Raw genomic sequence first — 19,571 nt, forward strand, 5'->3', positions numbered from 1 at the left:
GGACCATTGTGTCGGCAGGCGCCGACATAGTCTCGGAGCATGCCCACCAGCACGCTCGCGCCGCTCGTGCGCGTCTGGCAACCGGACTGGCCGTGCCCGGTGATGAAGGTGCTGCTGACCCACCGTCGCGGGATGGGCGACCCGACGTTCCGGACCGCGGCGGACGGCTCGATCTGGCGCGGGGTGCGCACGCCGGAGGGCACCACGTCGCTGCGGCTGACCACCGACCCGGGGGCCGGCATCGTGATCGGCGAGGCGTGGGGGAGCGGTGCGGAGTGGATCCTCGAGCAGCTTCCCCGGATGCTGGGCGCCGACGACGACCCCTCGGGCTTCGTGCCCCACCACAAGCCGATCGCCGACGCCTGGCGACGGCACTCCGACTGGCGCCTCGGGGCCACCGACCTGGTGATGGAGTCACTCGTCCCGGCGATCATCGAGCAGAAGGTCACCGCCCTGGAGGCGTTCGCCGCCTTCCGGACCCTGGTGCACCGCTTCGGGGAGCGGGCACCCGGCCCGCCCAGCGAGCCCGACCCGCCGGTCCGGCTGTGGATCCAGCCCTCGCCCGAGCAGCTGCGGGCGATCCCGTCGTGGGAGTGGCTGCGGCTGCCCGTGGACGGCGCCCGGTCGCGTCCCGTCCAGCACGCCGCGCGGGTCGCTGCCTCCCTGGAGCGCGCCGGGCGCGAGACGCCCGAGGAGTTCGACCGTCGGGTGCGGACCCTCCCCGGCGTCGGGCTGTGGACCAGCGCCGAGACCCGCTCCAGAGCCCTCGGCGACCCCGACTCGGTCAGCTTCGGCGACTACCACGTGGCGGCGAACATCGGCTTCGTGCTGACCGGGGAGCCGGTCGACGACGAGGGACTCGCCGTCCTGCTCGAGCCGTACGCCGGACACCGGCACCGCGTGCAGCGGCTGGTCGAGCTCGCGGGCCTGCGACGGCCGCGGCACGGCCCACGAATGGCGCCGAGAACCCACCTTCCGGGCCGCTGAGCCCCTAACGTGTGCGACGTACCCCACACCAGGAGTCGCCCGTGTCCGCCCTGCTCGACCGATTCGTCGCCATGTCACCCGCCGAGGTGAGCGACTACTTCTGCACCACCGCCATCGACGAGGTCACCGCGATGATCCGCGACGCCTCCGACGAGGAGCTGAAGAAGCTCCTCGTCCGCGACGAGTTCCGGGCCGCCGCCGTGGCCGCGATCCTGGATCGGTTCGAGGAGTTCTCCGACGCGGAGCGCCTCGCTGAGGTCGACGGGGTGGTGCGGTTCGAGCTCACCCGTTCGAAGAAGAAGCCCGAGGTGCACACCGCACGTTTCGCGGCGGGCGACGTAAGTCTCGACGAGGGCGCCGACCCCGACGTCAGCATCCGGGCCGACATCGTCGACTTCGTGCGCCTGGCCACGGGGCAGGCCAACGCCGCACTGCTCTACCTCGGCGGACACCTCGGAATCGAGGGCGCCGAGCTGCTCGCGCTCGCCGTGGGCACCGTGTTCACCGTCCCCGGCAGCGACCGGGCCGTGCTCGACCCCACCGCACTCGACCCGGTCGACGTCGCGACCGCCGTCTCCACGTCGTCGGGCAAGCACATGCGAGCGGTGATGGAGGGTGGCTTCCGCCCGATCGTGCTCGAGGAGGTGTTCCGCCGGTTCCCCGACTTCATCGACACCGGGAAGGCCGTGGATCTCCAGCTGTGCGTCGGCTTCCGCATCGGCGGCCGCAAGGACGGGGAGGTCGACCGCTACACCGTGCACGTGGAGGACGGCACCTGCCGCATCGAGACCAGCCCGCCCGAGGGGCAGCGCCGCGACGCCACCATCTCGCTGGACGGCGCCGACTTCCTGCGACTCGCCACCGGCCAGCTGCACCCGGTCCGCGGCGTGCTCACCGGCGCAATGAAGGTCAAGGGTGATCGCGCGAAGGCGCTCGCGCTCAACGCGGTGATGGTGCCGCCGCAGCCGCGCAGCTGAAGGGCGGCACCCTGACCCGAGTTGCGCCGGAGAACGCGACCCCATGGTGGTCGAGCAGCGAGCGGAGCCTTGCGTCGAGCAGCGAGCGCCAGCGAGCGGACAGTCGAGAGGAGCGGAAAGTCGAGACCACACCGGGTGAGGCGAGGACCACATCGCACCAGCCGCCCCACACCATGGAAAGGCGTGCTCGTGCTCCGCGCTGCCGGGATCGGTAAAGGAGAGGATCGCCACGGCCTGACCTGCCACACTGCCTCGGTGAGTCAGTCGCGAAGCAAGATGTTGCACCGACTGGCAGTTGCCAAGCGGGATCGGGATCCGGTGACCATCCGGCGCAAGCACCTCGACGTCGACATGGACTCGGGTTTCGTGCTCGCGATCGCTGACGACTGGCTCATCCTCCAGGGCCTGGTTGAGGGAGGCCGCCTCGATGCTGTGGTCCTCCTGCGGCTGGACCACGTGACGAAGGTGCAGCCACACGAGAATCGTGCCTTCGTGAGCCGAGCAGTCTCGGGTCGCGGAGTGCCGCTGGCCGAGTTCGAGTGTCCCCGAGAGGCTTCGACCGGCGACCTGCTTCGTCTGGTGGATGCCCGTGCCGAATTGATCTGCATCTACCTCGAGACTCGTGCTGACTACTGGCTCAACGTCGGGAAGGTCGTACGCATCGGAGAGAAGCGTCTGGACCTGCAGTTCATCGGCAGGGATGGAGTCTGGGTGGACTTCGTCGAATCGTGGAAGCTGAAGGACATCACTCGCATCGAGTTCGGTGGTCGATACATCCGGGCGCTCGAGATGTTCGGGGAGCCGGCACCAGCGGTCAGGAAGACGGTGAAGCGCTAGCGGACACCGTGAACCACCACTGCAGTGGGAAGTTGTGATGGCGCGTGCATTCAGTCGCTGATCTTCACACAGGAAACTTCCCAGAAAGTTCGAGAATCCCCTGTAGAACAATGGGAATCTCGTCAGTTCCTGTCGGTGGTCGCTGCTTGGATTGATCCATGACCAGCCAGCCGGACACCCCTCCGGACACCCCTCCGGACACCCCGTCGGGCGCCTCGTGCGCCGGTCGGGTCGCGGCCGAGCTGGCCCGGATCCGCCGCGAGGTCCAGGGGCTGACCGAGACGTTGTGGGCGGCCGGTCGCGGCGAGGAGCTGATGGACGCGGTCGCCGAGGCGGAGTCGCTGAAGTCCACGATCGATGCCCTCGAACTGGGCATCGTGCACGAGCTCGAGGTCACCCACGCCGTCAAGCCGGTCGGGTGGGCCTCGACCCAGGACTTCGTCACCGCCGTTGCGGGCGGTCGCAAGGGCGCCGGGTCCGCCACGGTGCGGCTCGCGGCAGCGGTGCAGACCCCGGTGCTGGCCCCGGTCGGTGTGGCGCTCGCGGACGGGTGGCTCTCGGTCACCAAGGCCCAGGTGATCGAACGAGCCGTCGAGGACCTCCCCACCAATCCCGGCCTCCGCACCCGCGGGTGCCAGGCGATGCTGGCCGAGGCCAAGGCGCTCGATGCCACCGAGCTGGCCAAGGTCGGCCGGATCCTCGTCACGCTCGTGGACCCCGACGGCGAGGAGCGCCGCACCGAACGCGAGCTGGACCGTGAGGACCGCGCCGCCCACCTCGACCGGGACCTCTGCGTGCGGTTCGACACCGCCGGAGGCTGCTGGATCAAGGGCCGCTGCTCGGCCGAGGACGGCGCTATGCTCCGCGCCACCCTGCTCCCGCTGGCGAAGCCCCAGCCCGCCGCCGGCCCGGTCTGCGACCCAGCCAGTTGCGTGATCCCCGGGTGCGGTCACGACGGCCGCGACCCCCGCGACCACGGCGCCCGGATGCTCGACGCCCTGGTCGAGCTCTGCGACCGCGCCGCCACCGCAGACCTGCTCCCCGAGTGCCACGGAGCGAGCCCGCGGGTCTCGGTGACCATTCCCTTGGCCGACCTCCAACGGCAGACCGGGTTCGGGACCACCGAGACCGGCGAGGACCTCTACGTCACGGCCGTACGCCGGATGGCGTGCGACGCCTACGTGATCCCGATCGTCCTTGGCACTTCCGGTGAGGTCCTCGACGTCGGCCGGCAGCTGCGGCTGGTCACCGCCGCGATCTGAAAGGCCCTGGTCGCCCGGGACAAGCACTGCCGATTCCCCAACTGCACCCGCCCACCGGTGATGTGCCACGCACACCACCTCGTCCACTGGGCCGACGGCGGTGAGACCTCTCTGGCCAACCTGATCCTGCTCTGCGGGCACCACCACCGGCTCGTCCACGCCGGGCCCTGGCAGATCATCGCCACCGGACCGAACAAGTTCGCGTTCGTGCCACCGGCCGGCGTACGCCGGATGAGCCTGGGTGGGCGAGAGCCGCCTGATGGGTGAAGTCTGTGGCCGGGGTCGCCGGAGTGGTCTCGACTGTCCGCTCACTGCGTTCGCTGCTCGACCACCTTGGGGTGGCCACTGCGTTTGCTGCTCGACCAGCGTGGGGTCGCCGGGGTGGTCTCGACTGTCCGCTCACTGCGTTCGCTGCTCGACCACCTTGTGGTCACAGGGGGAGAACGGAGCGGGGTCCTCAGGGGTGGTGACGCCGGCTGACCGGGCCACGGCGTACGGCGTCGCGCAGCTGGCGGGCCACCGTGCGTGGCCGCAGCACCGGGGTGTCGTCCGAGTCGCCGGCCCGCATGCCGGCGACGATCTCGCCGAACACGCTCACGGCGTCCGTCGTCGGCTTCCAGCCGAGCTCGCGCCGGGCGCGCGAGGTGTCCATCAGCGGCGAGGCGAAACCGAGGTCGAGCCACCCCGGGTCGACCTGCTGCAGGCGGGCGTGCCACGCCCCGGCCATCGCGGCGCGGACGAGTCGCGCGGGCACGTGTACCGGGCGGGCCCCGAGCACCTCGGCGATCCGGTCGGTCGTCATCGGCGGCTCGGCGGCGAGGTTGAACGCCCCACCGACCCGCTGCACGAGCACTCGCTCGATCGCCTCGGCGACGTCGTCCGCGTGCACCATCGCGATGGCCAGCCCGCGGTCCAGCGGCAGCACGGGGAGCAGGTCCAGCACCTTCCCGGGCACGATCGCCGGCACGCCGTAGCGCAGCAGCGCGCTCCCGGCGCTGCGCTGGCCCATGATGCCCGGTCGGATCCGGGTGATCAGCACGTCGGGACGGGTGGTCTCGTGCGCGTCGAGGAGCCGCTCGGCCGCCGCCTTGTGCTGGCTGTACGGCGAGGTCGGCACCCCTGTGGTGGGCCAGCTCTCGTCGACCGGCCGGTCGTCCCGCTTCGGGGCGTAGGCGCCGACCGAGGACAGGTGCACCAGGTGGGGGACGGTCGCGGCGTCGATCGCCTCGAGCACGCGCCGGGTGCCGCCCACCCCGAGCTCCTGCAGCCAGGCGAGCTCGTGGGAGGGCTGGAAACCCCAGGCGAGGTGGACCACCGCGTCGGCTCCCCGGAAGGCCTCCCGCAGCGTGGGCATCGCACTGTCCTGGGTGAGGTCTGCGGTGACCCACTCGATGTCGGCGAACCCGGGGTGCGGAGGGCGCCGCGAGATCCCGACCAGGTCGTGGTCGGGCGCGAGCCTGCGCACGACGGCAGATCCCAGGTTGCCGCTGGCTCCGGTGATGGCGATGCGCATGCTGCCTCCCGAGGTCGGAGTGGTGGGTTCCGTCAGCTTGGGGAGTACCCAGCCGCGGGGGATGCACCGTCCCGGCGTACCCCGTAGGGGCGAAGCGCGCCCCGGCAGGTGCTGGGGTCTGGCCAACGCTTGCCCGGTGCGCAAGGCTCGGGGCACACGGGCAGCGACAGACCATCGCCCGGCTCACCCGGCTCACCCGGCTCACCCGGCTCACCCGGCTCACCCGGCAGACACTGGACACTGGAGGACCTTCGATGCGCAGCACGATGCAGGACGGCCAGCTCACCATCGCCGAGCTGATGAGGCACGGAACCACCGTCCACGGAGACTCGGAGGTCGTCACCGCGACCGCCGACGGCACCCGCAGCCAGACGTACGCCGAGCTGGGCCGCCGGGCCGCTCAGCTGGCCAACGGGCTGCGCTCGCTGGGGATCGAGGGGGATCAGCGCGTCGGCACCTTCCAGTGGAACAACGCCGAGCACCTCGAGGCCTACCTCGCGATCCCGTCCATGGGGGCGGTGCTGCACACCTTGAACATCCGGCTGTTCCCCGAGCAGCTCGTCTACATCGCCAACCACGCCGAGGACCAGGTGGTGATCGTCGACGACTCACTGGTGGGGCTGCTGGCGCCGCACCTGCCGGAGATGAAGACCGTGCACCACGTGCTGGTGGCCGGGCCCGAGGCCGCCTCGGCCGACCTGGACTCGCTGCGCGCCAGCGGCAAGGAGGTGCTGATCTACGACGAGCTCCTCGCCGACCAGTCCGAGGAGTTCGACTGGCCCGAGCTGGACGAGCGTGACGCCGCCGCGATGTGCTACACGAGCGGCACCACCGGCAACCCCAAGGGCGTGGTCTACAGCCACCGCTCCGCCTGGCTGCACTCCCAGGCCGTCTCCACCGGCAACGTCGGCGCCCTGAGCTTCCACGACCGGGTGCTCCCGATCGTGCCGATGTTCCACGCCAACTCCTGGGGCCTGGCCTACGCGGCCCTGATGAGCGGCGCCTCGCTGTGCATGCCCGACCGGTGGCTGCAGGCCGAGCCGCTGTGCCGGTTCATGAACGAGTCGGAGCCGACCGTGTCCGGCGCCGTCCCGACGGTGTGGAACGACGTGCTCGCCTATCTGGACAAGAACCCCGAGAAGAAGCCCGAGTCGCTGCGGCTGATCCTGTGCGGCGGCTCCGCGGTGCCGGTCTCGTTGCAGAAGGCGCTCCAGGACCGCCACGGACTGCTCGTCCGGCAAGCCTGGGGGATGACCGAGACCTCGCCCGTCGCAAGTGCCGGGATGCCGCCTGTGGGAGCCGACGGCGACGACCAGTGGACCTACCGGGGCAGCCAGGGCAGGGTGCTGTGCGGGGTCGAGGGGCGCATCGTGGCCGACGACGGCAGCGAGCAGCCGTGGGACGGCAAGGCCGTCGGTGAGCTGCAGGTCCGCGGTCCCTGGGTCACGGCCGCCTACTACAACTCCGACGATCCCGAGGTCGACCAGAAGTTCGACGACGGCTGGCTGCGGACCGGGGACGTGGGCTCGATCGACGAGCTCGGCTACATCCGCCTCTCCGACCGCGCCAAGGACGTGATCAAGTCCGGCGGCGAGTGGATCTCCTCGGTCGACCTCGAGAACGCGCTGATGGCCCACGACGACGTCGTTGAGGCTGCCGTGATCGGCATCCCGGACGAGAAGTGGGACGAGCGGCCGCTGGCCTCGGTCGTCGTACGCAAGGGGGCGGAGCTGACTCCCGCCGACCTGCGCGAGTTCCTCAGCAAGGACTTCGCCAAGTGGCAGCTGCCCGACGCCTGGGCCTTCATCGACGAGGTCCCGCGCACCAGCGTGGGGAAGTTCGACAAGAAGGTGATCCGCAAGTGGTACGCCGAGGACCAGATCGACGTCGAGACCTCGCAGTGAGCCGGTCTCGCCGGGCCGGTGAGCCGATGAGTTCCGGACCCCGTTGCGGGTCGGAACCACGAGAGCGACACAGCTGATGGGAGTCGACCCGTGCGCAAGCTGATCTACTCGATGAACACGAGCCTGGACGGCTACATCGCCGCGCCCGGCGAGGACATCGGCTGGAGCACCCCCAGCGACGAGCTGCACCAGTGGTTCAACGACTGGGCCGGCGAGATCGGCGTCTCGCTGTACGGCCGCAAGCTGTGGGAGCTGATGAGCGCGTACTGGCCGACCGCGGACCAGGAGCAGGATGCGTCGCCCGTGACGGTCGAGTTCGCCCAGGTGTGGCAGCGGACGCCGAAGGTGGTGTTCTCGACGACCCTCGACGAGGTGAGCGGGAACGCGCGCCTGGTCTCCGGCGACGCCGTGGAGGAGATCACCCGGCTCAAGGCAGAGGACGGCGCCCCGATGGAGATCGGCGGCGCCGGCCTGGCCGGGACGGCGATGCGCGCCGGCCTGATCGACGAGTACCACGTGGTCACGCACCCGGTGCTGGTCGGCGGCGGCACCCCGTTCTTCAGCACCCTCGACTCCAGGGTGAACCTGCGGCTGGTGGAGACGCGAGGCTTCCCGGGCGGGGTGACCCTGGCGCACTACGAGGCCGTGCGCTGACCTCGGCGCCGACCTCGCCGTGGCCCGTCCACGACCCCCGGTGTGACCCGGGAGACGCCCGCTCAGTGGGGGTCGTGCACGCCCCAGGTGTAGGTCTGCTTCTCCAGCTCGAGGTAGAGGAACGTGTGGATCGAGACCACCCCGGGGATCGGCCTGATCCGGGAGGTGACCAGCTCGAGCAGGTGCGCATCGCTGCGGCCGACGACCTCGGCCAGGATGTCGAACCCGCCTGCGGTGATCACCACGTAGTCGACCTCCTCGATGGCGGCCAGCGCCACGGCCACTGCCTTGCGGTCGCCCTCGACGATGATCCCGACCAGCGCCTGCCGGGCGAACCCGAGCTGGAGCGGGTTGGTCACGGCGACGATCTGCATCACTCCGGCCTCGACGAGCTGGGTCACCCGCCGGCTGACGGCCTCCTCGGTGAGGCCCACGGAGGCGGCGATCTCGGCGTAGGGGCGGCGTCCGTCCTGCTGAAGCTGCTCGATGATCTGCTTGGAGACAGCGTCGATGTTCAGCTGGGGGGTTCTGGCGGGCACCTGCCGCGATCGCTCGGTGTCGTCGCCCAGTTCGCCCTTGATCACAGTGGTCGGACCTTCCGCGGGACGTGGCCGCACGATATCCCGCGCCCTGCTGCGGCGTGGCCGATCAGGCTGCTTCGTCTCAGCGCGGGCCCCGTGGGGCTCAGTGTCCGCCGGTCAGCGGCGCCATCAGGCGGGCGAGTCGGCTCCCGCGCCCGGTCCTGACCTCCTCCGCGTCCGCGAGCGACATCACCCGCAGGCCGGCGTTGATCCCCAGCCAGCGCAACGGCTCCGGCTCCCAGCGTGGACTGCGGTGGTCGACCCAGGGGAGGTCGACCAGGTCGCTGTCGGCGCCGGTGACCAGGTCGGCGAGCGTGCGCCCGGCGAGGTTCGTGGTCGCGACCCCGTCACCGACGTACCCGCCGGCCCAGCCGATCCCGGTGCGGCGGTCGAGCCCGACCGAGGCGGCCCAGTCCCGGGCGATCCCGAGGCAGCCGCCCCACTGGTGGGTGAACCGCACCCCGTCCTGCTCGGTGCCGAGCTGGGGGAGCAGGTTGCGCAGGACCCTGCGCAGGTCCTCGAAGACGCGCGGCTCGACGTCGTAGGAGGCACGCACGCGCGACCCGAAGTGGTACGGCGCCCCGCGGCCCCCGAACGCCAGCCGGCCGTCGGCCGTGCGCTGCCCGTAGATGATCAGGTGGCGTCCGTCGGAGAACGACGGCCGGTCGGCGAGACCGATCGACTCCCAGGTCGCGTCGTCGAGCGGCTCGGTGGCCACCATCAGGGAGTAGACCGGGGCCACGGCCCGCTTCAGCCCGGCGAGCTGGGGGGTGTAGCCCTCGGTGGCCCGGAGCACGACCTCGGCCCGGACCGTGCCGGCGCCGGTCAGGACCTGTCCCGGCTCGATGGCGTGCACCCGGGTGTGCTCGAAGATCGTCACTCCCGCGGCCTCGACCACGCGGGCGAGCCCGCGCACCAGCCTGGCCGGATGGACCACCGCGCAGTGGGGCGTGTACGCCGCGCCCAGGACCTCGCGTGCGGCCAGCACCTCCCGTGCCTCGTCGGGCTCGAGCATCCGTTCGTCTTCCTCGGAGAACCCCCGCGCGTGCGCCGTACGCACGTCGGCCCGCAGTCGTTCCAGCTGCACCGGGTTGCTCGCCAGCGTGATCGTCCCGCCGCGCCGGTAGTGCGCGTCGATCCCCTCGAGCTCGCTGACCCGGCCCACCTCGCGCACGGTCTCCTGCATCGCCCGGTGGAGTCTCAGGGCGCCGTCGGCCGAGGACTCCTCGACGAGGCGGTCCCACGAGGTGGGGAACAGCGCGCTGCACCAGCCGCCGTTGCGTCCCGAGGCGCCGAAGCCGGCCACCTCGGCCTCGAGCACGGCGATCCGCAGCGAGGGATCGGCCCGCGCGAGGTAGTACGCCGACCACAGCCCGGTGAGGCCGGCACCGACGACAACGACGTCGTACGACGCCGCGCCGGGCAGCGGTGCCCGGGCGGTGAAGTCGTCCTCGGCCGTCTCGTGCCACAACGAGAGGGACCGGTAGTCGGCACCTCCCGCGACCAGGCTCAGCGCACACCCCAGGAGTAGGTCTGCTTGGCGAGCTTGAGGTACATGAACGTCTCCGTGCTGCGTACGCCGGGCACCGACCGGATCCGGCCCGAGACGAGGTCGAGCAGCTCCTCGTCACCGGTGCTGACCACCTCGCAGAGGACGTCGTAGGTGCCGGCGGTCATCACGACGTAGATGACCTCCTCCATGGCGGTGAGCTTCTCCGCGACCGACTCGACCGGCCCGTCCACGTGGATCCCGACCATCGCCTGGCGCGCGAAGCCGAGCTGCAGGGGGTCGGTGACGGCGACGATCTGCATGATCCCGGCCTCGGTGAGCCGCTGCACCCGCTGGCGCACCGCCGCCTCGGAGAGGCCCACCGCCTTGCCGATCGCGGCATAGGAACGGCGGCCGTCCTGCTGGAGCTCCTCGATGATCGACTTGGAGACGTCGTCGAGGCCTGGGGTGCCCTTGCTCGCAGGGGAGGTCTTGTCGATCATGCGGCTCATCGTCACCGCCCGCACCGTGCATGGCAAGTCTGAGAACGTCCCAGAAGTCACGAAAACCGTTCCAGAGAGGTCGGCGACGTAACGGTTCCGTGGCATTCATGTGTCGCGGCGACGGAATCCCTTGTCAGGCTGCACCCGCCGTGTAAAAGTGTGCGCGACACGGAGGGAGTCCAGGTGGTCGGCTCAGGCAGTGGCAGTCGGAGAGCGCAGGGCGCCGGTCGACGTGCGAGCGGGCTGAGCTCCGCCATGTCGCCGGGACCGTCGCGCCGCACCCTGCTCAAGGGGGCGGGCTTCGCCGCCTTCGGCATCGGCAGCGCCGCCGTGCTCCCGCTGTTCGGGACGCCGTCGGCGGTCCAGGACCCCGCGGACTGCAAGGCCACCGACCTCTCGGCGTCGCAGAAGCGGCTGGTCGTCTCGAACTGGCCCGCCTACCTCGACGAGGCCGAGAAGGGCGAGCGGAACACCCTCGCGGACTTCGAGGCCCGCACCGGCATCAAGGTCGACTACACCGACGACGTCAGTGACAACGCGGAGTTCTTCGCCAAGGTCCGCAACCAGCTCGGCGACTGCCAGCCCATCGGTCGCGACCTGATGATGCTGACCGACTGGATGGCCGCCCGGATGATCACCCTCGGTTGGGTCCAGCCGCTCGATCGCGACAAGGTGCCGAACCTGCACAAGAACCTGCTCGAGGCGCTGCGTGGCCGTCAGTGGGACCCCGACCGCACCTACTCCGCGCCGTGGCAGACCGGCCTGACCGGCATCGCCTACAACGCCAAGCTGACCAAGCCGGTCGGCAGCTTCACCGAGCTGCTCACCCGCCCGGACCTCAAGGGCAAGATCACCCTGCTCTCTGAGATGCGGGACACGATGGCGTTCATGGTCAGGATCGAGGGCGGCGACCCAGACGACTTCACCAGGGACGAGTGGGACAACGCCATCGACAACATGCGGGGCGTGGTCCGGTCCGGCCAGGTGCGCGCCTTCACCGGCAACGAGTACATCCAGGACCTCTCCGCCGGCAACATCGTCGCGTGCGAGGCCTGGTCCGGTGACGTGATCCAGGCCCAGTTCGACAACCCGGACATCAAGTTCGTGATCCCCGAGGAGGGGTTGTCGCTGTGGAGCGACAACATGCAGGTGCCCAACAACGCCCTGCACCAGGCCAACGCCGAGAAGTGGATCGACTACTACTACGAGCCGGCGGTCGCGGCGAAGCTGGCCGCCTGGGTGAACTACATCTGCCCGGTCGAGGGCGCGCGCGAGGAGATGATCAAGATCGACGACTCGCTGGTGGACAACCCGCTGATCTTCCCCAGCGAAGAGGATCTGAAGGACACGTTCGACTTCATGGTGCTCGACGACGAGCAGAACAAGCAGTACGAAGGAGACTGGTCGGATGTCACAGGTGGCTGAGTACCGGCAAGAGGCCGGCCCAGACAGCGGTTTCGAGGGCCTGCGCCTGCGCAGCCTGACCAAGGAGTTCGCCAGCTTCACGGCCGTGAAGTCGCTGGACCTCGACGTACCAAGTGGCTCGTTCTTCGCCCTGCTGGGTCCGTCCGGGTGCGGCAAGACCACCACCCTGCGGATGGTGGCCGGCCTGGAGACGCCGACCTCCGGCTCGATCGAGCTCAGCGGCAAGGACATCACCTGGGACAAGCCCTACCGGCGCCCGGTGAACACCGTGTTCCAGAACTACGCGCTGTTCCCGCACCTCGACATCTACGAGAACGTCGCCTTCGGCCTGCGCCGCCGCAAGGCCAAGGAGGTCGACACGAAGGTCCGCGAGATGCTCGAGCTCGTCGAGCTCGAGTCGCAGACCCGCAAGCGCCCACCCCAGCTCTCCGGTGGGCAGCAGCAGCGGGTCGCGCTCGCGCGGGCGCTGATCAACAGCCCCGAGGTGTTGCTGCTCGACGAGCCGCTGGGTGCGCTCGACCTCAAGCTGCGGCGCTCGATGCAGGTGGAGATCAAGCGAATCCAGAGCGAGGTCGGGCTGACGTTCGTGCACGTGACGCACGACCAGGAGGAGGCCATGACGATGGCCGACACCATCGCGGTGATGAACAAGGGCGTGATCGAGCAGATGGGTGCTCCGGCCGAGCTCTACGACAACCCGCAGACCACGTTCGTGGCCAACTTCCTGGGCCAGTCCAACCTGATCGAGGTCGAGGTCCGCGGACCCGACGGCGACTTCGTCACCGTCGACATGCAGGGCACGCTCGCCTCGATCCCCACCGCCCGGGCCCACGTCAGCGGAACTGCCGGTGAGAAGGCCTGGGTCGGCATCCGCCCCGAGAAGGTGCTGATCGCCGCGGTGGGCGAGACCATCGACGCGCCCGGCAACAGCATCCCGGGCGGCGTGGTCAGCGACGTCAGCTTCATCGGCGTCAGCACCCAGTACCTCGTCCGGATGCCGTGGGGGCAGGAGATACAGGTCTTCGAGCAGAACACCGGCAGGCGGCGGCTGTTCCGGCAGGGGGAGCCGGTCGACATCTCCTGGCGGCCTGAGTACGCCTTCCTGCTCGACCACAACCAGGACGCCTCGGCCGGGGTGGACAGGGTGGACGCGGCGTCGTGAGCGCCTCGACGGCGGCGGCTCCGGTCGCACCGGCCACGCCACCGGAGCAGCCGGACAGCCCGCCCCCGCGCAAGCGGTCGCGGGTGGGCTACTGGCTCCTGCTGCCGGGCCTGCTCTGGCTGATCGTCTTCTTCGTGGTGCCGCTGTACTCCCTGGTCGCCACCAGCCTCTACGACCCGGACGGGTCGGTGCTGCAGGGCTACGACATGACCTGGGACTTCGGCAACTACCTCGCGGCGATCGAGAACTACTGGCGGCCACTGGTGCGGTCGCTGGTGTACGCCGGCATCGCCACCGTGATCTGCCTGGTGCTCGGCTACGTCCTCGCCTACGCGATCGCGTTCAAGTCGGGCCGCTGGAAGAGCCTGATGCTGGTGCTGGTGATCGCACCGTTCTTCACCAGCTTCCTGGTGCGCACCCTGTCGTGGAAGCTGCTCCTGCGCGACGACGGCTTCATCGTGAACACCCTGCAGTTCTTCCAGATCCTCGGTGACGACGGTCGTCTGCTGGCCACCCCGGTCGCGGTGATCGCAGGCCTGGTCTACAACTTCCTGCCGTTCATGGTGCTGCCGCTGTTCGCGAGCATCGACAAGATCGACCACCGGCTGATCGAGGCGGCCGGCGACCTGTACTCGCGGCCCATCGTCGGGTTCTTCAAGGTCACCTGGCCCCTGTCGCTGCCCGGCGTCGTCTCCGGCACCCTGCTGACCTTCATCCCGGCGGTGGGCGACTACATCAATGCCGAGCTGCTCGGCAGCCCGAGCCAGCGGATGATCGGCAACGTCATCCAGAACCTGTTCACCGACGCCAACGACTACCCGGCCGCCGGTGCGCTCTCGATGATGCTGATGCTGCTGATCCTGGTGATGGTGCTGTTCTACATCCGCCGCGCGGGGACCGAGGAGCTGCTCTGATGTCTTCGCTGCAACGGATGGGCCGCTGGGTCGGCCAGCACCTGGTGCTGATGGGTGGCCTGCTGGTCATCGTCTACATGTTCATCCCGATCTTCGTGGTCGTCCTGATGAGCTTCAACAAGCCGAAGAGCAAGCTGATCTACCGCTTCGACTCCTTCACGATGCACAACTGGCTCAACCCCTGCCAGGACGGCAGCATGTGCAGCGCCCTGGGGCGCAGCATCCAGATCGGGCTGCTCGCCACGGTGGTCGCGACGATCCTCGGCACCTTGATGGCCTTCGCCCTGGTCCGGCACCGGTTCGCCGGCCGGTCGGGGGCGAACCTGCTGATCTTCCTGCCGATGGCCTCGCCGGAGATCGTGATGGGCTCCTCGCTGCTCGCGCTGTTCGTCGCTGCCGGGTTCGGCGGCCAGCTCGGCTTCTGGACGATCCTGATCGCGCACATCATGTTCTGCCTGTCCTTCGTGGTGGTCACAGTGCGTGCCCGGTTGGCGGGGCTCGACGACAACCTGGAGCAGGCGGCGATGGACCTCTACGCCACCGAGGCGGAGACGTTCCGGCGGATCACGCTGCCGCTGGTCTTCCCCGGGATCCTCGGCGCCGCCCTGCTGTCGTTCTCGCTGTCCTTCGACGACTTCATCATCACGAACCTCAACGCCGGCAACACGACGACGTTCCCGATGTACGTGTGGGGTGTGGCCCAGCGCGGCGTGCCGATGCAGGTCAACGTCGTGGGCACGGTGATGTTCGTGATCTCGATCGCGATCGTGGTCGGGGTCGAGCTGAACCGCCGGCGGCAGGAGAAGGCGCTCGCCTGAGCATGCCTGCTGATCACGTGAGTGCCACCCTTCGGTCGGCCAGCCCGACGCCCTACTGGTTCGACGACCCGCAGAAGCCTCCGGTCCTGCCCGGATCCGCCGTGCTCTCCGGCGCCGACTCGGCCGACCTCGTGGTCGTCGGCGGCGGCTACCTCGGGCTGTGGACGGCCCTGCTCGCCAAGGAGCGCGACCCCGACCGCGACGTGCTCCTGCTCGAGGGGGCGACGTGTGGCCACGCCGCCAGCGGGCGCAACGGCGGCTTCTGCGAGTCCAGCCTGACCCACGGGTTCGGCAACGGTCTCTCCCGGTGGCCGGGGGAGATGGAGGTGCTGCTCGCGATGGGCCGGGAGAACCTCGACGGCATCGAGCGCACCGTCGAGGAGCACGACATCGACTGCGACTTCCTCCGCACCGGCACCCTGGCGGTGGCGACCGAGGCGCACCAGGTGGCCGAGCTGCGCGAGGAGTGGGAGCAGATGCGGTCCCTCGGCATGGGCAGCACCTGGCTCGACCGCGACCAGGTGCGCGAGCGGGTGGACTCGCCGACGTTCCTGGCCGGCGTACATGATCCGGACGTGGCGATCCTCGAGCCGGCCCGACTTGTGTGGGGGTTGCGAGACGCCTGCCTCTCGCTCGGAGTGCGGATCGCCGAGCAGACTCCCGTCACCGGACTCTCGTCGGTGACCGGGGGAGTCGAGGTGCGCACCGGCCTCGGCTCTGTCCGGGCGCCCCACGTCGTGCTGGCCACCAACGCGTTCCCGCCGCTGCTGCGCCGGCTGCGGCTGATGACGGTCCCGGTCTACGACTACGCACTGATGACCGAGCCGCTGACCGCCGCGCAGCGCGAGTCGATCGGCTGGCGCGGGCGCGAGGGGGTCTCGGACCTGAACAACCAGTTCCACTACTTCCGCACCACTCGCGACGGCCGGATCCTGTGGGGCGGGTACGACGCGATCTACCACTACGGGAGCGGGATCGGGCCGGAGCACGACCAACGGCCGGAGACCTTCGACGTCCTCGCCGACAACTTCTTCCGCACCTTCCCCCAGCTCGCCGGACTCGGCTTCAGCCATGCGTGGGGCGGCGTGATCGACACCTGCACCCGGTTCACGGCGTTCTACGGCACGGCGATCTCGGGCCGTGTCGGCTACGCGGCCGGCTTCACCGGGCTCGGGGTCGGCGCCACTCGCTTCGCCGGCGACGTGCTCCTGGACCTGCTCGCCGGAGAGGACACCCCACGCACCCGGCTGGAGATGGTGCGCAAGAAGCCGGTCCCGTTCCCGCCCGAACCGCTGCGCTGGGTCGGCATCGAGGCCACCCGTCGCTCCCTGGCCCGCGCCGACGCCAACGGAGGCAAGGAGAACCTCTGGCTCAAGGCGATGGGCAAGGTGGGACTGGGCTTCGACTCCTAGTCGTGCGAGGTCGCTGTCTGGCCAGCGCTGCGTTGAGCGGCCGATGTCGATGTGATGAATGACCAGACAGGCTCGGTGCCAGCCGAGTACGGTGCGCGGATGCCTTTGGTAGCAGGCCTCGGCGTCGTCGAGCTCATCATCGTCCTCGTCTTCATGCTGGCCCCGATCGCGGTCGTGGGCGGGGGCATCTACTGGCTCGTTCGACTGGCCGCACGCCACGGGGCACGCGATGCCGCGCGCAACTCCCACTTGCAGCGGCCACCCGACGGGTTCCGGTGACACCGAGGATCAGCCGAGGCTGAGCCCGTGCTCCTCGAGTGCCTCCTCGATGATCCGGAGTGCCTTCGGACCGACGGCGTGCAGCTCGGCGAGCTGCTTGCGGGGAACCCCGGCGAGCTCTCGCAACGACCGGTAGCCGGCTTGGGTCAGGGCCCTGGTCGCGGGTGCTCCGATCCGTGGGAGCGAGCCCAGGTCCTCAGCCATGCGTGTGGTCCATGGATGTCCTCCGCCGTCGGGGACTGATGGTCCAACGGGCTGCCGTGCGGGCGCAAGGGCGGGGTGCCGCCCGGTGGCCGCTCAGCTGCCGGCGCCCCGGGCCCTGCCGTCCGTCGGGAGCCGGGTCACCCGGTAGCCCCGGCTGAGCACCTTGGCGGCCTCCCCGTGGTCGGCGCGCAGGCGCTGGACCTCGGGATCCTTGGTCCAGAACTCCTCGAACTCGTCGGGGTCCAGGAAGCGCTCGGCGATCCGGTGCATGGCGATGTCGTGACGGACGTACTCGACGGCCACGAGCACGACCGCGGGGTCGTCGGTGTAGACGCCCCAGGCGCCGGTGGCGGTGAGGCCGCCGATCACGGCCTGCTGCCGGTCGGCCGCGGTGACCAGCAGCCGGCAGCCGAGGTTCTCCAGCACGACCTCGGGGGAGGAGTAGCGGTGGACGGTGGTGTGACCCACGGGGTCGGGGTCGGGACCGAAGCTGACCACGGAGGACTCCACCCCCGAGGCGGCCGCGTCCTTCATCAGCGACTTGAGCTCGGCGATCTCCTCGGGCCAGCCCGAGACGAACAGCTCGTGCCGCGCGGCCGAGACGACGTCCTTGGTGCGTTCCATCAGCGACGCCCGGCTCTCCATGCCGTGCAGCAGGTGGATGGCCGGCGGTGAGGCGATCTCGGGAAGCTGCTCGCTGAGGAGGTCGATGGACTGCTCGAACTCGCGGCGCATCCGGCCGAGCAGGGACGAGGGCGGCAGCGCGAGGTAACCCACGCCGCCCTCCTGTGCGCGCACCTCGTACGCCGCCCCGCGGGCGACCAGCTTGCTCAGGGTCTCGTAGACGGTGCTGCGAGGGACCCCGGAGCGCTTGGCCACCTCATAGCCGTTCAGGGGCTCTCCGCCCGCGACCAGGGCCAGGTAGGACTTGGCCTCGTAGCCGGACAGGCCGAGCCGCTGCAGCTCCGCGATCACCGCTTCGTGCGACATGCGTGGGCGTCCCTTCGAGGTCGTCGCTTGGGTCCCAGTCTCCCACGGGGGACCCGGCGAGAACGCAACTTGCCGATCACCGAGACCCGGTCACAGCTCGTGCTGGACGGCCCAGCGATCCCGCAGGATCGGGCGGATGTGCTCGTCGAGCAGGCGCAGGTGCCGCGGGTCGGTCGCGTAGACGGTGTAGCCGGAGGGACCCGAGAAGTCCACGGTCACGACGGCGTCCGCGTTGCCCTGGGCGAGCCCGGCGTCCTCTCCCACGACGAGCCGGCCGAGGTCGGAGATCTCCTCGCCGAACCTGCGCAGCGCCTCGATCGCGGAGGCCCGCTGCTCGGTGGTCGACTCGGTCGTCCACCGGAACATCACCACGTGCCTGAAGCTCATCGGGTGTCCTCCGCGAAGATCGCCGGGTAGGTGCCCCAGTAGGGCCTCGCGGTGTTCGCGTCGCGCTGGGCCGCACGCTCCGGGTCGCGGACGACGCCGGCATCGAACATCTGCTGCACCGCCCCGGTCACGAGGCCGTAGAGGTGGGCCTCGGGGTCCGCTGACCCCACCACACCTGCGGCGAGGTCCTGGCCGATGCACACGTGCATCCCGGCGGCGAAGGAGAGCCCGAACGGGGCCACGCCGTGGGGGAGAGTGCGGTGCGGGTCGAAGTCGCCGGCGTTCGGCCCGAAGACGGCAGGGTCCCGGTTGACCTTCATCAGGTCGATCACCAGGGTCGCCCCGGCCGGCACCTCCATCCCCGACTTGAACCGCACCGGTGCCAGGGCCCGCCGCTTGCCGATCGGGCTGGACGGGTTCAGCCGCACGGTCTCGTGGATGCAGCGCTGGATGAACAGGCGGTCGGCGAGCAGCGGCCGGTCCTCGGGGTGCGTCTCGAGCCAGCCCAGGATGTGGTCGATCGAGCGGACGAAGGCGGTCGCGCTGGTGTGCGCGCCGGCCAGCAGGTAGAACGCCACCTCCCGGCGGATCACCTCGTCGGTCAGCTCCAGGCTCTCCCGGTTGCGCAGCAGCACGGTGAGCACGTCGCGCGGCAGGTCCGCCTCGTCGACCTCGCCGGCCTCGAGCTGCGCGAGCAGGTCCTCGCGGCGGCGTACGGACGGGCTCAGGAACTCCGCGTCCCAGTCCAGGAGGCTCTGGTGGACGCAGGCGCGCTGCTCGACCTTGTCGCCGGTGAAGTGCGCCAGCGTGGCCCCCGAGATGAAGACCATCAGGTAGTCGTAGAGGCGCTGGGTCTCGGTCGTGGTGCCGAGCGGCCGGTCCACGCCCGCGGTGACCGCCGCCAGGTTGAGCATCAGCTCGTGGCCGAGGTGCACGAGGTCGACGTGCCCGTCGGCGACGTACGGCGCGAGGGTGTCCGCGATGACGGCGGGGAACAGCTCGCGTTCGTAGTGCTCGAAGGTGTCGCGGCGGAACATCTGGTTTTCGATGCGTCGCCGGCCCCGGTGCTCGGCCCCGTGGAGGTTCACGAGCACGTCGGCCATCACGACCTCGCCCTCGTCGTAGAGCGACTGGCGCAGGTCCTTGGCCCGGTAGGCCTCCTTGGCCTCCTCGAAGGTCTCCACCGTGAACACCTCTTCGACCATCGCGTCCTGGGTCATGTCGGCTTCTCCCCTCGGGTGCTTGCGCACAGCTCCCACAGCATGTAGTCGTT

21 protein-coding genes are annotated in these 19,571 nt (G+C 70.0%); 13 read left to right on the forward strand and 8 right to left on the reverse strand.

Translation table 11 applies throughout. The features are described from left to right. The first annotated feature begins 39 nt into the window (after window positions 1–39). The 5 genes from AC4BGB_RS19795 to AC4BGB_RS19815 all read left to right on the forward strand — a co-directional run bounded on the left by AC4BGB_RS19795 (window position 40) and on the right by AC4BGB_RS19815 (window position 4,330). Window positions 40–987, forward strand: coding sequence for a DNA-3-methyladenine glycosylase family protein (locus tag AC4BGB_RS19795; RefSeq protein ID WP_490548709.1), 948 nt, complete (start codon window positions 40–42; stop codon window positions 985–987). 41 nt (window positions 988–1,028) lie between these two features. Next, on the forward strand, window positions 1,029–1,964 hold the full coding sequence (locus tag AC4BGB_RS19800) for an SCP2 sterol-binding domain-containing protein (protein ID WP_490548710.1): 936 nt from the start codon (window positions 1,029–1,031) through the stop codon (window positions 1,962–1,964). A gap of 183 nt (window positions 1,965–2,147) precedes the next feature. Next, on the forward strand, window positions 2,148–2,801 hold the full coding sequence (locus AC4BGB_RS19805; protein ID WP_490548711.1) for a hypothetical protein: 654 nt from the start codon (window positions 2,148–2,150) through the stop codon (window positions 2,799–2,801). A 158-nt stretch (window positions 2,802–2,959) separates the two neighbouring features. After that, window positions 2,960–4,063 carry a DUF222 domain-containing protein gene (locus AC4BGB_RS19810; RefSeq protein ID WP_490548712.1) on the forward strand — a complete coding sequence of 368 codons (1,104 nt, stop codon included), beginning with the start codon at window positions 2,960–2,962 and terminating at the stop codon, window positions 4,061–4,063. A 6-nt stretch (window positions 4,064–4,069) separates the two neighbouring features. After that, entirely contained in the window at window positions 4,070–4,330 is a 261-nt protein-coding gene (locus AC4BGB_RS19815) for an HNH endonuclease signature motif containing protein (protein ID WP_490548899.1), read from the forward strand. Window positions 4,331–4,520: 190 nt separating this feature from the next. Here AC4BGB_RS19815 and AC4BGB_RS19820 read toward each other — a convergent pair whose 3' ends face one another. Beyond that, window positions 4,521–5,576: an NAD-dependent epimerase/dehydratase family protein gene (locus AC4BGB_RS19820; RefSeq protein WP_490548713.1), complete on the reverse strand. Its 1,056-nt coding sequence runs from the start codon at window positions 5,574–5,576 to the stop codon at window positions 4,521–4,523. A gap of 254 nt (window positions 5,577–5,830) precedes the next feature. Here AC4BGB_RS19820 and AC4BGB_RS19825 point away from each other — a divergent pair, with 254 nt between their 5' ends. After that, window positions 5,831–7,480, forward strand: coding sequence for a long-chain fatty acid--CoA ligase (locus tag AC4BGB_RS19825; protein WP_490548714.1), 1,650 nt, complete (start codon window positions 5,831–5,833; stop codon window positions 7,478–7,480). 90 nt (window positions 7,481–7,570) lie between these two features. Next, window positions 7,571–8,134 carry a dihydrofolate reductase family protein gene (locus AC4BGB_RS19830; protein ID WP_490548715.1) on the forward strand — a complete coding sequence of 188 codons (564 nt, stop codon included), beginning with the start codon at window positions 7,571–7,573 and terminating at the stop codon, window positions 8,132–8,134. A 62-nt stretch (window positions 8,135–8,196) separates the two neighbouring features. Here AC4BGB_RS19830 and AC4BGB_RS19835 read toward each other — a convergent pair whose 3' ends face one another. From AC4BGB_RS19835 to AC4BGB_RS19845, 3 genes are all read right to left on the reverse strand, one after another. After that, on the reverse strand, window positions 8,197–8,718 hold the full coding sequence (locus tag AC4BGB_RS19835; protein ID WP_490548716.1) for an Lrp/AsnC family transcriptional regulator: 522 nt from the start codon (window positions 8,716–8,718) through the stop codon (window positions 8,197–8,199). A gap of 100 nt (window positions 8,719–8,818) precedes the next feature. Next, window positions 8,819–10,186, reverse strand: coding sequence for an NAD(P)/FAD-dependent oxidoreductase (locus AC4BGB_RS19840; RefSeq protein WP_490548717.1), 1,368 nt, complete (start codon window positions 10,184–10,186; stop codon window positions 8,819–8,821). Between the two features lie 38 nt (window positions 10,187–10,224). Beyond that, complete coding sequence (locus AC4BGB_RS19845; protein ID WP_490548718.1) at window positions 10,225–10,716, reverse strand: Lrp/AsnC family transcriptional regulator; 492 nt, start codon at window positions 10,714–10,716, stop codon at window positions 10,225–10,227. Window positions 10,717–10,962: 246 nt separating this feature from the next. Between AC4BGB_RS19845 and AC4BGB_RS19850 the strand changes: the two genes are divergently transcribed. The 6 genes from AC4BGB_RS19850 to AC4BGB_RS19875 all read left to right on the forward strand — a co-directional run bounded on the left by AC4BGB_RS19850 (window position 10,963) and on the right by AC4BGB_RS19875 (window position 16,717). After that, window positions 10,963–12,132 carry an ABC transporter substrate-binding protein gene (locus AC4BGB_RS19850; RefSeq protein WP_490548719.1) on the forward strand — a complete coding sequence of 390 codons (1,170 nt, stop codon included), beginning with the start codon at window positions 10,963–10,965 and terminating at the stop codon, window positions 12,130–12,132. Then, on the forward strand, window positions 12,116–13,294 hold the full coding sequence (locus AC4BGB_RS19855; protein ID WP_490548720.1) for an ABC transporter ATP-binding protein: 1,179 nt from the start codon (window positions 12,116–12,118) through the stop codon (window positions 13,292–13,294). The genes AC4BGB_RS19850 and AC4BGB_RS19855 overlap by 17 nt, the downstream gene beginning before the upstream one ends. Next, the gene (locus tag AC4BGB_RS19860; RefSeq protein WP_490548721.1) at window positions 13,291–14,208 is read left to right on the forward strand and encodes an ABC transporter permease; all 918 of its coding nucleotides are present in this window, start codon (window positions 13,291–13,293) and stop codon (window positions 14,206–14,208) included. Before AC4BGB_RS19855 ends, AC4BGB_RS19860 begins: the two co-directional genes overlap by 4 nt. Further along, window positions 14,208–15,026, forward strand: a complete 819-nt coding sequence (locus AC4BGB_RS19865; protein ID WP_490548722.1) for an ABC transporter permease — start codon at window positions 14,208–14,210, stop codon at window positions 15,024–15,026. Before AC4BGB_RS19860 ends, AC4BGB_RS19865 begins: the two co-directional genes overlap by 1 nt. Before the next feature lie 17 nt (window positions 15,027–15,043). Beyond that, window positions 15,044–16,438 (forward strand): NAD(P)/FAD-dependent oxidoreductase, encoded by a 1,395-nt coding sequence (locus tag AC4BGB_RS19870; protein ID WP_490548723.1) that lies wholly within the window; start codon window positions 15,044–15,046, stop codon window positions 16,436–16,438. Window positions 16,439–16,537: 99 nt separating this feature from the next. After that, window positions 16,538–16,717, forward strand: a complete 180-nt coding sequence (locus AC4BGB_RS19875; RefSeq protein WP_490548724.1) for a hypothetical protein — start codon at window positions 16,538–16,540, stop codon at window positions 16,715–16,717. A 9-nt stretch (window positions 16,718–16,726) separates the two neighbouring features. Here the strand turns inward: AC4BGB_RS19875 and AC4BGB_RS19880 are convergent, their stop codons facing one another. The 4 genes from AC4BGB_RS19880 to AC4BGB_RS19895 form a co-directional block, all read right to left on the reverse strand. Continuing rightward, the gene (locus AC4BGB_RS19880; RefSeq protein WP_490548725.1) at window positions 16,727–16,921 is read right to left on the reverse strand and encodes a helix-hairpin-helix domain-containing protein; all 195 of its coding nucleotides are present in this window, start codon (window positions 16,919–16,921) and stop codon (window positions 16,727–16,729) included. Window positions 16,922–17,014: 93 nt separating this feature from the next. Then, complete coding sequence (locus AC4BGB_RS19885) at window positions 17,015–17,911, reverse strand: TrmB family transcriptional regulator (protein WP_490548726.1); 897 nt, start codon at window positions 17,909–17,911, stop codon at window positions 17,015–17,017. Window positions 17,912–18,001: 90 nt separating this feature from the next. After that, a complete protein-coding gene (locus tag AC4BGB_RS19890) occupies window positions 18,002–18,298 on the reverse strand; it encodes a Dabb family protein (RefSeq protein ID WP_490548727.1) in 297 nt (98 codons plus the stop codon). Further along, window positions 18,295–19,518 carry a cytochrome P450 gene (locus AC4BGB_RS19895; RefSeq protein ID WP_490548728.1) on the reverse strand — a complete coding sequence of 408 codons (1,224 nt, stop codon included), beginning with the start codon at window positions 19,516–19,518 and terminating at the stop codon, window positions 18,295–18,297. The genes AC4BGB_RS19890 and AC4BGB_RS19895 overlap by 4 nt, the downstream gene beginning before the upstream one ends. Between the last annotated feature and the right edge of the window lie 53 nt (window positions 19,519–19,571).

The sequence above is a fragment of the Nocardioides sp. Z30_9 genome (assembly GCF_058215735.1).

What these genes read in the sequence shown, in the direction of transcription:
- AC4BGB_RS19795 (WP_490548709.1), top strand. Translation starts at nt 40, where the DNA reads ATGCCCACCAGCACGCTCGCGCCGCTCGTGCGCGTCTGGCAACCGGAC.
- AC4BGB_RS19810 (WP_490548712.1), top strand. Translation starts at nt 2,960, where the DNA reads ATGACCAGCCAGCCGGACACCCCTCCGGACACCCCTCCGGACACCCCG.
- AC4BGB_RS19820 (WP_490548713.1), bottom strand. Translation starts at nt 5,576, where the DNA reads ATGCGCATCGCCATCACCGGAGCCAGCGGCAACCTGGGATCTGCCGTC.
- AC4BGB_RS19825 (WP_490548714.1), top strand. Translation starts at nt 5,831, where the DNA reads ATGCGCAGCACGATGCAGGACGGCCAGCTCACCATCGCCGAGCTGATG.
- AC4BGB_RS19845 (WP_490548718.1), bottom strand. Translation starts at nt 10,716, where the DNA reads ATGAGCCGCATGATCGACAAGACCTCCCCTGCGAGCAAGGGCACCCCA.
- AC4BGB_RS19850 (WP_490548719.1), top strand. Translation starts at nt 10,963, where the DNA reads ATGTCGCCGGGACCGTCGCGCCGCACCCTGCTCAAGGGGGCGGGCTTC.
- AC4BGB_RS19855 (WP_490548720.1), top strand. Translation starts at nt 12,116, where the DNA reads ATGTCACAGGTGGCTGAGTACCGGCAAGAGGCCGGCCCAGACAGCGGT.
- AC4BGB_RS19865 (WP_490548722.1), top strand. Translation starts at nt 14,208, where the DNA reads ATGTCTTCGCTGCAACGGATGGGCCGCTGGGTCGGCCAGCACCTGGTG.
- AC4BGB_RS19875 (WP_490548724.1), top strand. Translation starts at nt 16,538, where the DNA reads ATGCCTTTGGTAGCAGGCCTCGGCGTCGTCGAGCTCATCATCGTCCTC.
- AC4BGB_RS19880 (WP_490548725.1), bottom strand. Translation starts at nt 16,921, where the DNA reads ATGGCTGAGGACCTGGGCTCGCTCCCACGGATCGGAGCACCCGCGACC.
- AC4BGB_RS19885 (WP_490548726.1), bottom strand. Translation starts at nt 17,911, where the DNA reads ATGTCGCACGAAGCGGTGATCGCGGAGCTGCAGCGGCTCGGCCTGTCC.
- AC4BGB_RS19890 (WP_490548727.1), bottom strand. Translation starts at nt 18,298, where the DNA reads ATGAGCTTCAGGCACGTGGTGATGTTCCGGTGGACGACCGAGTCGACC.
- AC4BGB_RS19895 (WP_490548728.1), bottom strand. Translation starts at nt 19,518, where the DNA reads ATGACCCAGGACGCGATGGTCGAAGAGGTGTTCACGGTGGAGACCTTC.